Genomic DNA, 12,754 nt, shown 5'->3' with positions numbered 1-12,754 from the left:
TTCATATGCGTTCGTTTGCCCAAGAAATGATTGAAATTCGCCGATAAAAGGGAATTAACCTTTAAAGCGGAACTTAGGTAAACTGATGTCGAAATGCAGCGCGAGGAGTCGGCTGACAAATATAACGATACCGGTGGAAATGGCGGCTATGGTGGCATCGATATCAAGCTGTAATAAGCCAATGAAGAATAACGAACCCAACCATGAAACGGTGCCATATAAAGGGCTTTGGAAGACAACCGGAGAGGCGTTGCAGAGAATGTCGCGAAAAATCCCGCCCATAATGCCGGTCATGACCCCCATGAAGCTGGCAACCAGCCACGGTGCGCCAAGCATCAATGAGGCTAGGGTTCCCGCTACACTGAATGTCGCCAAACCCGCCGCATCGGGAATCAAGAAGAAACGTGGCGAAATGGTGATGTTTCTTGCCAGAATAAACATAATGATGGCGCTACCCAAAGAGGCGATAAAGAACGCTTGGTCGACAATCCAGAAGGCGTCTCTACCCAACAACATATCTCTTAAGGAACCACCTCCTAAACCGGTGGTGATGCCGATAATGATGACACCAAACAGGTCATATTGACGGAATCCCGCTTTCAATACCCCCGACGCCGAAGAAACGATAACCGCAAAGAGGGTTATCCAATAAAGGCTGTTTAGAAGTTCTGTTGTTGGGTGGAGTGTCATGATGGTTTTCTTTAATTTATAACCTGGTGGCCGTAGTGTCCTAGTTTACCTAGCTCTCACCGAAAAGCTATCGGTCGCTTTCAATTTAATTACATTTGGATTGGGGGTGTTGTTGTCAATCAACCACGCCAATTCATCCTGTAATTTTGAATCATCAAGAACGGTTTGCCATACACGTTCCCCAACATTCCAGCGATAACCCCTTGAGCGCAACGCATCTTTAATATCAAACGGTGCGCCAGTGGCTTTAATAAGCGATTTGCTTTGACGTACCGCACTGAGTAAAAAACTAAAAGCCGGTACTTTCTGGTCGGAGATTTGGCAGGATAGCAATTGTGTTAAAGCCTGAACATCGTCCAAAGCACGGTGTGCACCATAGAAAAACTGGCCGACTTTCCAGCATAAAAACTCCTGGCTTTTCGAGCCGACATGCGCTAGCTTTAGCCAGTCAATTTGAGCAACGGAACAGCCCCAAATCTTATCCATAAACATATCGCTATAGCGTTCTAACACCGGACGGTCAAATCCCGCATTGTGCGCCACACACAGTTGAACTTCGGCAATTTCCGCTTCGACTTTTTCCCAAGGGATGGTATGGCCTTGAACATCTTCAAAGGTCAGGCCGGTTACCTGAGTCACTTCAGCGGTAATTTCCCCTTTGGGTTCGTTAAGGTAGTTTTGTGCACTCAATACTCGGTAAAAATGGCCAGCCGAATCAAATTCAACAATTTGATAACCCAGCTCGATGATTTCACACACATCGGTGTCTAGACCGGTGGTTTCGGTATCGATAATGCAAACCTTGTGGGTTTGCTGGGTAGAAGGTGGATTGAACTCGCTTAGGGGGTGGAGTTTGTGCAGTACCTGAAAATTTCCGGATTGAGTCAGTTGGTCTATACAGGCTTGTTGTTCTGCTGATGGCATCATATTCGTTACTTTGCTGGTTGGATGACTAAAAATCGATTAATGGCGATTTTAACAACAAATGCAAAACTTGTGCATAAATGCTCGTTAACTAGGTGCTTTTATTCCAGGTTCTTTGTTTGAAACGTTTAAAACGCTCGATTTGGCTAATGAATTTGCTGTGAATCAACAAGCTTAAATAATTCAACCAGGCCTGGTCAATGGTGACTAAGCAGTCAATCTCAATCTGTTTGCCATGCTTGGCGTAATGCTTGATTCTTAAGTCTAACGACTCTGGATGTTGAACGTGAGAAGCGATTTTAGGGGCAAGGCTTCGCGGTACATAACCGAGTAATAGGCCGTGTGTCATCTCTTGTTTTGAATGGTTCTTAATGTAGGCATGAACGGCTTTGGGAAGCCATATTTGCACGGCATTTTCATCGTAAGGGTTTTCTGGTTCGAGTTGAAAACGCAAGGTCTCATCAATAGCGAGCAGCGATAGCTCTATCGCCATATCCGCAGCATAATAAAATGTGCCCTTAATTGGGAATTGCACGCTTCTTCTCATAAACCCCACTTTTCAAGACGATGAAGTCTTATTCGTTTAGGACGATTAAATCCAGTTGATTGTCTTGCAGTGTGAAACATTTTTGCTTATCGTCAATCGGACATTGTAAACACAATTGGTAAGCCGTGAGCTGTAAGTCCGGCATGGGACAAAGCTGATGGTCTTTTTCCAACTCTCCATATAACCGGTCGCCAACAATCGGATAGCCGCTTGCTGATAAATGGCTACGGATTTGATGTTTTCGCCCGGTTTCAATGGCTATCTGTAGGTGAGAGATATTTTGCTTGGCGTCATAGTTAAGTCGTGAAACATGGCTAACCGCAGGCTTATCGTCAATAGGGTGCCGAATGGTTTGGGGGTCGGCTGGGTAATGTCCCCACACCATTGCTTGGTAGACCTTATGCACCTGGTTGTTTTCAAACGCTCGGCTTAAGCTGTTGGCCATTTTTTTACTGTGGGCAATCAACATTAATCCATGGGTTGCCCGATCCAGACGGTGGACTATCCAGGCCTGGCGGAGTTGGTTGTTGGGCTGGTAATGCATTTCTATCCAACGATAAAGCGCCGTATGATCCGCCCACTTGCTCCCTTGGGATAACATTCCTCTGGGCTTGATCCATACCGAATAACTCTCAAAATCGGCTATCAAAGTAGGCGCTTGAGGTTGTTGCTCCAACAGTAGCGGATTGTAATAAAAATCTAAAACCTGTCCAGCGGGCACCTCTTTCTTTAAGCGTCGTAAGCGTTCCGGTTTACTCTTTTGTGAAGAAAGGGTTCGCTCAATCCATACCGCGCCTTTTTGGGCATAGTCTTTCAATAGCTGTTTACTTAAACCGCTGTGGCTGGCTAATAAATCCAAAGCGTTAATCTCACCAGGGCTGGTGATTTTAAAATGTTGGCAAGCGTGGTCGGGTTGATTTGTCATGACTATAGTTTATCAAAGCTGAATCATTTGGGTGGGTAGGTTTGTTTTAGGCTATCTGATTGATTTTTAACAGACATCAAGAAAACGGCAAATTAGTTTCAATATTTTCGCAAATTTAGCCTTTCCCTTTGTAATTATATTTCTATAATGCATAATCATTATTGGTTAATTTTTATGTAGAAATTAGGGGTGGTCATTTTAAGCAAGCTTGTCAGTAAGAGCGCTTGAAAATACACTGCTCAGTGCCTTAATTGGGGAACTTTACACAATGCAACAAGCTCAACTTTTCTTGAATAAACAACCTGTACTCGATGTGAATCAGGCATTAAACGGTTATCACCTGTCGTTGGAATTGGTGAATGATGCTGATCCATCTACAGTTGAATGGGAAAGTGTCATGCAGGCGTTTTGTGATCGAGTCGCCGAGCATGATGGTATGAGTGGATTAACCGATAATAAAGAAGTCTATTTCCATGCGCCATTAGAAGTCCTAAAAGTAGAGTGGTTACCTAAGGTTGAATCCATGTCATCGATGCTGGTCGAGGTGGATTTGTCGCTACTGAAAAACAAGCCCGCTTTGGAAGCCTTAAAAGAGATTATCAAAACTGGTGCCAAGGTGGTTTTATTGGGTTATGAAAACTCAGATGCATACAAAAAACTCCTCAATATTGCCTCCCTTGTTAAGTTGGATGTGCATGATTTTAGTGCGGGTGAGGCTAAAGTTTTGGTGAGTGCGTTGAAAATGCAAAACATTCAAACCATAATCAGTGGGATTGAAACGGAAGAGCAGTTCGCTGATTATGCCCTCAGTGGCGCTTCCCTATTCCAAGGGTACTTCTTTACCAATCCGATTATTTCCGGTGAAAAAGAACTTTCCGGCAATAAACTGGCGATGTTGAAGTTGTTGGCCGAAGTCAATGACCCTGATGTGGCGTTCGACAAAATTGTGGAAACAATCGGTTCGGACGTCGGTTTAACGCACAAGTTGTTAAGTGTTATCAATCATCCAAGTAATAATATCCCGCAAGTGGTCGAAACCTTAAAAGACGCCGTCAATTTCATGGGCTTAAAGCGTTTGAAATTTTGGGTGAACATGATGATGTTGTCCGAAATCAATGATGTTCCAAAAGAGCTGTTGACCACGGCTTTGGTTCGTGCCAAATTCATGGAGGTGTTAGCCGATAAGCAAGGTAAAAGCACCGACAAAGACCGTTACTTTATGACCGGCATGTTCTCAACACTCAATGCCTTTCTAAAAGCTTCTATGATTGACATCGTCGATCAGTTGCCGCTTTCTCAGGTTGTTAAGGATGCTTTAGTCGATCAGTCTGGAGATATGGGTAAGGCGCTTTTTGTGGTGCGTTCCTTAGAACAGGGGAACTCAAATGTGATGAACAGCGGTATGGATATCATGCAAGTTTCATCGGCTTATATGAATGCCAACAGCTGGGCTTATAAAACCATGGCGGGGTTAGAAGCCGCTTAACGTTCTTGTTTACCAGGGCGTTACGCTGCTATAAATGTCCAATTCTGGTCTACAGAATGGATGTTCTATTTAAATATCGAGAATTTTATAGAGAACGCTCTGCTTGATTAAAACAGGGCGTTTTTCATTTAACAGACTTTGAATTTAGGTTTATGCGGGGGATGTTTTTGTGGGTTGTCGATCTTGCAGCGAGAAAGGCTGAGGTGAGTCATGTTTAATCAGCTATTATCCGGTTTGCACACAGCACAGCCGCAAGCCAGTCATTACACCATCGGTCATCACCATTTGCCGATTGTGCGTTCGGCGCGCAGAAAAAACATTGCGGTAAAGCAGCATAACGGCGTTTTGGTTTTGGCTGTGCCCCAATCGATTTCCACGAAACGCTTGAATCAAGTCCTACAGCAAAACCAGTTGTGGTTAGCTAAACGCATTGATGTTTTTATGGCCAATGCTCCTGAAATATTCAAGGGATTGCATGGCGAAAGCTTTATGCTGTTTGGGCAAAACTATATGCTTAGCTGGTTAGATGTCGAGTTGGCTCCAAGCTCTGAAAGCTTGACGGCTAAAGACCCCCTAATCGATTTATGTGAAACAAGCTTCAAGGCGCATGTCTATTTGAACCCCGCTTTAAGCGAGCCACAAAAACAGCAACACAGTCGCCAGGCGCTTGAGCAGTTGTTTAAACGGCAAGCGCAAAGTTATTTTCTTCCTAAGCTGGATTTTTATGCCGAGAAGATGGCCGTGAAATTCCGCTCGGTGACCGTTAAAGGGTATAAATCTCGTTGGGGAAGCTGCTATTCCGATGGGCGCATCCAATTCAACTGGCGTTTGCTGCAAGCCCCTGAATGGGTGATTGATTATGTGATTGTGCATGAACTCGCCCATCTAGTGCACGCCAATCACTCCAAAGCCTTTTGGGATTTAGTGCAAAAACATTACCCGCAAACGCCAGGTGCAAAAAAAGTCATTAAACAGCATGGACGTGCCTGGATCGATTTTTTAGCGTAATCATTTAAATACACCTTTTTAAGTCATTTTTTAAGGAAGCTGGATATGCAAGACAATCAAATTGCCAATGAAACCGCCAACGAAAACACCATCCAAACCGCCATTCAAACCAAGCCGGTCACTTATGGTGGTTTTTGGAAACGTGTCGCCGCCTATATCATCGACTGGTTGATTCTGATGTTATTGAGTTTTGTCTTGATGATTATCATGGGGGTGTTTTTAGCGTTCAAAGGCTTGGATCCGGAGGATGAAACTGCGATGCTGGGCGTGAGTTTAATGGGTAATTTGATTACCTTGATGCTCACTTGGTTCTATTATGCCGGCATGGAAAGTTCGTCTAAACAAGGCACTTTTGGCAAGTCGCTGCTGGGCATGAAAGTCACCGATTTAAACGGTGGACGCATCAGTTTTTTAAGAGCGAGTGCACGTTATTTCAGTAAAATCCTGTCTGCCTTGTTGCTGTTTATCGGTTTTATTATGGTGGCCTTTACTGAAAAGAAGCAAGGTCTGCACGATATGATTGCTGCCACTTTGGTGGTCAATAAATAAACCTTCCTGTTTATAAAAATAATCTTTGATTCGAGCATCTTACTCTATGTCCAATACACCCATTACGTCAAACGCTGAAACGCAAACTGCGGATTCCACAAACTTGCAAACTATCCATATTACGGCTAACAGTCGTTTGACCGCTGTGATTAAAGAGCATGCGATTTTGTCATCCGGACAGAATGTGATTCAGACCCCTCGGGTAATGACCTTGAAACAGTGGTGGCAGCTTTGGCAAAACAATGCGTTGTTTGCGGGTGATTTGCCGGCGGATGAACTGCGCAAGAAAGTCTTGAATGGTTTTGAGGCGCAATGGTTGTGGGAGCAGTGTCTGCAAGACGAGCTGGATAGCCGTTTGGAGCAAACAGGACAACAAGAATCTGCAAGCGACAACGACAATGGTTTTCAGGCACAAGCCATTGCATTGTTGAATGTGCATACCACCGCCAAACAACTCTACCAGGCCTGGTCATTAAGTGCGGAGTGGTTGCCGCAGAGTTGGCAGCAACAAAGCCTGTTGTCTGATGAAGCTCGTCTGTTTATTGCGGTGTTGCAACGCTATTTGGCTTGTCTAAAAAGCAAAAGTTGGCAAGATGACGCCTTGCAAGCCCAGCAACGTCTAACCTGGTTGAATGACCAAAAAATTGGTCAATCCCAGTTGCCACAGCGTTTCTGTTTGCACGGTTTTGATGATCTTTCCCCGCATATCCAGACATGGAGACAAACGGTTGAATCCATGGGGTGCAAGGTGGATGTCGACACAGATATGAGTGAGGTCGGGGCGAACCAAACGATGCAACTGCCTGCTGGTGGGCTGAGTTGTTATGCGGCTCAAGACTTGTTTGATGAAGTACAACAGGTGAGCAATTGGGCGATTCAGCAGGTGGCGGAACAGTTGCAACATAAGCCGATTGAACTGATCAAGGTCGCGGTGGTCGCTCCCAATGTGGCCGACTATAAAACCGCCTTAAGCCAATGTCTGGATGAACAGCTCTATCTCAATGGCTTGAATCAGCTTCACTCGCAGTTGAATGGCGTCAATAGCCATCACAAACTCTATAACCTCTCTCTAGGCGAACCGCTGTTTTCATTGCCGATTATTGAAAACGCCTGGCAAACTCTGCAGCTGTTCTTACAGCCGCAAAAGTCCACCAGTTATCAAAACTGGAGTCAGTGGCTGATATCGCCTTATACCTTGGGCGATTTCACTCAAAGACAGCAGGCAGACGCCGAATTCAGACGCCTGCAGTGGGCCAATGTGTTGTGGCCGAATCTGCTGGAAAGCAACGCCGCCAACAGTTTGCCGCAATCGCTGCATAAGGCATTGAAAGCGATTGCCAATAAGGAACGACAAAGCGCATCGGTTGGTTTGTCCGATTTTATTGAACAGGCCTGGTCGGTTTTGGACGCTTTGGGTTGGCCGGGCAACCGCACCTTGCAATCGGAAGAGTTTCAACAGAAAACGGCGTTTGAAAACGCCTTGGTCGAGTTCTCCAAACTGGCGGATATCGGCGGCAAGCAAACTTACAGCAAGTGGCTGAGTTTATTGAAACGTTACCTGAGTGAACTGGTGCATCAACCGCAGAGTGTGGGGCATCAACCGATTCAAATCATGGGTATGCTCGAGGCCGGTGGTCAAGAATTTGATGCTTTGTGGATAATGGGGTTGACCAACGAAGCTTGGCCGAGAATGCCTAGTCCTAATCCGTTTATTCCGATGAATTTGCAACGTCAATACCATTTGCCTCGCAGTGACGCCAACCGTGAGTTGAGCTATGCCATGCAAATCAGTCAACGATTATTACTCTCCGCTAACCAAGTTATTTGGAGTTATCCACAGCAATCGGGCGAGGCGACTTTGCTACCGAGTTCGATATTGCCCAATCATAAGCAGTTCCCCGAACAGGTAGCTTTGTATCAACCAACGGCTTATCGAACCTTGGCCGAAGCGCTGTTTGCTTTAAGAGACCCGCAAAACCCCATCGTTTGGGAAGAGGATTGGCAGGGCGCGGAAATTCCGCTAGGCCAACAAGCCCCCGGTGGAACCGGTATCCTGCAAGCGCAAAGCCTGTGTCCGTTGATGGCTTATGTGGATTATCGTTTGGGGGCGAAATACGGTTTCCAGCAAGTTGAAGACAGTTTGCAAAATACCAATCAGGGAACCTTGATTCACCAAGTGTTGGAGCATTTTTGGCTCGAGGTGAAAACCCAAGTGGCGCTATTGAGATTAAGTCATGAAGAAGTTGTGGATAAACTTAATGCACATATTGAAAACGCCTTTGCAAGCCTGCAAGCCAGTTTGGCCCAAGGCATTTTAGAGGTAGAGCACAAACGTATTTTGGAATTGTGTTTACAGTGGCTGGAGCTGGAAACACAGCGCAGTAGCTTTAAGGTGGTTGAGCGTGAGAAAGCCCACACCGTTACCTTGGCGGGCATAGATTTTAAAGTGATTATTGACCGTGTGGACGAAGTGGATGGCCAAAAGGTGATTTTGGATTACAAAACCGGAAAAGCCTCGATTAATAGTTTACTTAAAACGCCGTTGGCCGCACCGCAATTGGCGGTGTATTTAGAGGCGATCAGTGAAGATGTCGCCGGAATCGGTTACGCTTTATTGCACTCCGATGATGGCGTGAAAATCAGCGCGATTGTCGAGGAAGAGGAGGTGCTGTTCAAACAGCGGAGCATTCAGGTGTTTGCCAAAATGGCCGAAAAGGAGGGCGGTGATTATTACCAAACCACCTGGATCGATTTTTTGCAAAGTTTAAAACAGCAAGTGAGGGAACTGGCTAGCCAAATCCAGCAAGGACAAGCGCAGATGTCCTTCAATGCTTTGGCGGATATCGACTACGCGGCGGGCCATTTGGCATTACGAGTCCCCGAGGTATTGCAGCAGCGCAAAGATATTGAAAATTTGTATGAAGAACAAGAGGGCGCGCAATAATGTCACCAACGATGCAACAAGGTTCCCTGTTCTCAATAGCTGATTCAGCAAACCAACCAGGCCTGGTAGAAAGTCATGCAGGCATGAATAACCATTTTTTAGAGCAACACTTCGGACTGCAAGCGGATGAGACTTTACCCGATGGTTTGGCTCGTTTTCAAGGTGTGTATCCGCACCACTCTTTCATTGTGCAAGCCCCTGCGGGTTCGGGAAAAACCTCCTTATTGGCGCAACGTTTCTTGGCATTGTTGTCACAAGTGAACTCGCCTGAGCAGATTGTGGCGATGACCTTTACCAAAAAAGCGGCTGCTGAGATGCGTGAGCGTATTGTCGAAGCTTTGATGTTGGGGGAAAAACCGCTCGCGGATAATGCCAATTTGGTGGAAAGCAACACCTGGAAATTGGCTCGCAAAGCGTTACAACGTGACCAGGAACAGGGGTGGTCATTGTTGAAAAACCCGAACCGTTTGCGTATCAAAACCATCGACGGTTTAAACAGCTATTTGGTGGGGCAGATGCCGTTGCTCTCCAAAATGGGCGGCCAGTCGCAGCTGCTGCAAGATGCGACCCCGGCCTATCAAGAGGCGGTGCGCCAAGTGCTTAAAATGCCACAACTTGAGGAGCCGGTCGGTCGTCTGTTGCGCTTGGTGAATGGCCGTTTTGGTCGTGCCGAATCGTTATTGATGAATATGCTCGCCAAACGTGATCAATGGATGCGTACCTTGATCCAATATCAAGGCGAAGCCGCGCGTGAGGTGCTGGAACAGGCGCTGCAAGAGATCGTCAACAAGGTGTTGGCAGAACAGCTTGGCGCACTCTATTATCTGAAACCAGCTTTTGAAGAAGTTTGCAGCATCGCCGAATATGCGGTGCAAAACGACCAGCCGCAGTTAGCCATATTATGTGGCGCCTGGCCGATTGCCGAAGACACCAGTGAAACCGAAAAATGGCGGGTGTTGGCTGACTGGTTATTAACCAATCAAAACGAAGTGCGTAAAACGGTGACTAAAAACAACGGTTTTCCGGCAGGAAAAGGTGAGGCTAAAGAGCAGAAAGACCGATTTTTAGCCGTGTTGGAACAAGTAAGAGTTGCCGCCGCCAGTCATTCCGAGGTGTTACCAGGCCTGGTGACTTTGAAAAATTTGCCGCAACCGGATTACACCGATGAACAATGGCAAGATCTGCAGTGGTTGATTCAGCTGTTAACCCTCAGTGCCGGCTTTTTAAAACTGGTATTCCAGCAAACCGGGCAAGCCGATTATATTGAAATAGCGCAAGCGGCCAGCCAGGCGTTGGGTAGCGAGTTGGAGCCGACCGATTTGGCGCAACAACTCGACTACCAAATCCAACATCTATTGGTGGATGAGTTTCAAGATACCAGTAGCGAACAGTACAAGTTGTTGAAACAGCTGATTGCCGGCTGGCAACCCGATGACGGCCGCACGCTGTTTTTGGTGGGAGATCCTATGCAGTCTATCTACCGCTTTCGTGAAGCCGAGGTGGGCAATTTCTTAGAGGCTTGGCAAGGTCAGTTGGGCTCGGTGCGTTTGAAGCAGCTCAATCTACAGGTCAACTTCCGCTCTACCGCCGGAGTGGTCAATTGGGTTAATGATGCCTTTAAACAGATATTGCCAGGCCAAGATGACAAAGAGACTGGGGCGGTAAGTTACAGCGATTCTACGGCGTTCTCTAACGATAATAATCTGGCGGTCAGCACGCACTGGGCTTTGAATCAATCGCCGGCAGAAGAGGCGCAACAAATCCTGGCGGTGATTCAACAACGTTTGGCAGAGCTGGCGGCCGAGCAAAAAGCATCCGATGTTAAGGCTAAAATCAAAAAAATCGCCATCTTGGGGCGCACCCGTTCCAGTTTGATGGGGATTGCCCAACTGTTGAAACAGCAGAACATCGGCTTTAGAGCGGTGGATTTGGAAAACCTGGCTGACCGCCAAGAGGTGCAAGATGTTTTGGCGTTGAGTCGTGCCTTACTGCATTTGGCCGACAAAGCGGCGTGGATTGCTTTGCTGCGTTCGCCTTTGATTGGTTTGGATTTAAAGGATATTTATCTTCTGATTGGTGAACAGCCTTTTAATACGGTTTGGCATGCGTTGCATTATTGTGAATGTAAGGCCAAAAATAGGGATGACGAGGAACAAAAAAACTGCCGGAAGCCTTGTTGTGTTTCCAGTTTCGAGAAGCTTTCAGATGTTGGGGAAACCCGTTTCTCTAGAGCCTTGCCGATTCTCGAAAATGCGGTAAAAAGATTGGGTAGCTTGTCGTTTGCCGATTTGGTTCGCGAAACCTGGTTGCAGTTGGATGGCCCGCAAAGTGTTGAAAACCGGTTGGCATTGGAAAACGTCGATGTGTTTTGTCAAACATTGGCCAATAGCGAAACTGAAATTCTCGATATCAAACAGCTCGAAAAACAGATGGAAACCCTATTTGCACGCCCCGACAGCGACCCGGACAGCCAACGTATCGAGTTGATGACCATGCACAAATCCAAAGGTTTGGAATTTGATACGGTCATCCTACCTGGCCTGGGTAAAAAACCGCGTAGTGATGACGCCGAATTGGTTTCCTGGTTTCAATTTCTAGCACAAAACGGTGAAGAGCAATTGGTGATTGCACCGCTTGACCGTAAAGGTCAGGCGACCTCGAGCTTACGCACTTTACTCAAAGGGTTCGAGGCGGAAAAGCAGCGCTATGAATTGGGACGGTTGCTGTATGTGGCGGCTACACGAGCCAAGAATCGGTTGCATTTGTTTGCCCAGGTAAACTATAAGCCGACTGAAAAACAGATTGAAAAGGATGATTGTAAAGTCACGCCAACCAAAGACAGCCTGTTGGAAAGCATGTGGCCTTACGTACAAAAAGAGTTTGATGAACTGGCTAAGGCTTATGACCCGCAGGATAGTGGCGGCGAAGAAACCGAAATGCCATGGCCTAAAGTCAGCCGCTTGCCAATGCAACGCCAAGGCTTTGCCAGCTTTAGTCCTCCGCCTTTGTTCACTGTGCCGTCACCGGTTGCAAAAGCCAAACCAGGCCAAATAACCCTTGATAATGAGTTTGATCAATCAGCAACGGACAACGGGCAATCAAACCCTCCAGGCCTGGTGTTCAGTCAACAAAACGCCTTGCTGAATACGACTGTAGGTAACTTGGTTCACGCCATTTTTGAACAGATAGTGCTTGATGGTATTGAAACTTGGGACGAGTCCAAACTGCAAGAGCGATGGCCGATTTATGAACTTTGGTTGCTCCAACAAGGTTTGCCGGAAAGCGAATTGCCAGAAGCGTTAAGTCGTGTGAAACAGTCTATTTTCAATGGCCTAAATAATTCAACAGTGCGTTGGGCGTTGCAAAACACCTTGGCGCATTCAGCGGTCGAATATCCGCTGACTTCGATTGAAGAAGAGGGGGTTGCCAACCACATCGTTGACCGTACGTTTGTGGATGACGAAGGGGTTCGTTGGATTGTGGATTACAAAACCAGTGTGAGTGACGATAAAGACAGCCGCACATTTATACAAAGGCAGGTTGAGAAATATCAGCCGCAGTTGCAAAGATACGGCCAATTATTTGAACAAATTGAAAGCCGCCCACAAAAATGGGTGCTCTATTTCAGTTATTTAGATATTTGGCATGAGTTAAATTAAACGCTAAATGGAATTCGCTTTT

9 protein-coding genes are annotated in these 12,754 nt (G+C 46.4%); 5 read left to right on the top strand and 4 right to left on the bottom strand.

All coding sequences use genetic code 11. The features are described 5' to 3' along the window. Window positions 1-54 precede the first annotated feature (54 nt). From L6421_RS08540 to L6421_RS08525, 4 genes are all read right to left on the bottom strand, one after another. Entirely contained in the window at window positions 55-690 is a 636-nt protein-coding gene (locus L6421_RS08540; RefSeq protein WP_237261374.1) for a trimeric intracellular cation channel family protein, read from the bottom strand. Window positions 691-735: 45 nt separating this feature from the next. After that, window positions 736-1,617 carry a 3'-5' exonuclease gene (locus L6421_RS08535; RefSeq protein ID WP_237261372.1) on the bottom strand — a complete coding sequence of 294 codons (882 nt, stop codon included), beginning with the start codon at window positions 1,615-1,617 and terminating at the stop codon, window positions 736-738. 88 nt (window positions 1,618-1,705) lie between these two features. Then, the gene (locus L6421_RS08530; protein WP_237261370.1) at window positions 1,706-2,149 is read right to left on the bottom strand and encodes an HIRAN domain-containing protein; all 444 of its coding nucleotides are present in this window, start codon (window positions 2,147-2,149) and stop codon (window positions 1,706-1,708) included. Between the two features lie 40 nt (window positions 2,150-2,189). After that, window positions 2,190-3,086 (bottom strand): RluA family pseudouridine synthase, encoded by an 897-nt coding sequence (locus tag L6421_RS08525; protein WP_237261368.1) that lies wholly within the window; start codon window positions 3,084-3,086, stop codon window positions 2,190-2,192. A gap of 268 nt (window positions 3,087-3,354) precedes the next feature. Here L6421_RS08525 and L6421_RS08520 point away from each other — a divergent pair, with 268 nt between their 5' ends. The 5 genes from L6421_RS08520 to L6421_RS08500 all read left to right on the top strand — a co-directional run bounded on the left by L6421_RS08520 (window position 3,355) and on the right by L6421_RS08500 (window position 12,732). Then, window positions 3,355-4,572, top strand: a complete 1,218-nt coding sequence (locus tag L6421_RS08520) for an EAL and HDOD domain-containing protein (protein ID WP_237261366.1) — start codon at window positions 3,355-3,357, stop codon at window positions 4,570-4,572. 210 nt (window positions 4,573-4,782) lie between these two features. Continuing rightward, the gene (locus tag L6421_RS08515; protein ID WP_237261363.1) at window positions 4,783-5,580 is read left to right on the top strand and encodes a M48 family metallopeptidase; all 798 of its coding nucleotides are present in this window, start codon (window positions 4,783-4,785) and stop codon (window positions 5,578-5,580) included. A 45-nt stretch (window positions 5,581-5,625) separates the two neighbouring features. Then, the gene (locus tag L6421_RS08510) at window positions 5,626-6,129 is read left to right on the top strand and encodes an RDD family protein (protein ID WP_237261362.1); all 504 of its coding nucleotides are present in this window, start codon (window positions 5,626-5,628) and stop codon (window positions 6,127-6,129) included. A gap of 46 nt (window positions 6,130-6,175) precedes the next feature. After that, window positions 6,176-9,073 carry a PD-(D/E)XK nuclease family protein gene (locus L6421_RS08505; protein WP_237261360.1) on the top strand — a complete coding sequence of 966 codons (2,898 nt, stop codon included), beginning with the start codon at window positions 6,176-6,178 and terminating at the stop codon, window positions 9,071-9,073. Further along, entirely contained in the window at window positions 9,073-12,732 is a 3,660-nt protein-coding gene (locus tag L6421_RS08500) for a UvrD-helicase domain-containing protein (protein WP_237261358.1), read from the top strand. The genes L6421_RS08505 and L6421_RS08500 overlap by 1 nt, the downstream gene beginning before the upstream one ends. Window positions 12,733-12,754 lie beyond the last annotated feature (22 nt).

The organism is Thiomicrorhabdus immobilis (assembly GCF_021654855.1).
In the GTDB taxonomy this organism is placed as follows: Bacteria; Pseudomonadota; Gammaproteobacteria; order Thiomicrospirales; family Thiomicrospiraceae; genus Thiomicrorhabdus; species Thiomicrorhabdus immobilis.
Note: the sequence above shows the minus strand (reverse complement) of the source record. Positions and strands in the feature narration are given on the sequence as shown.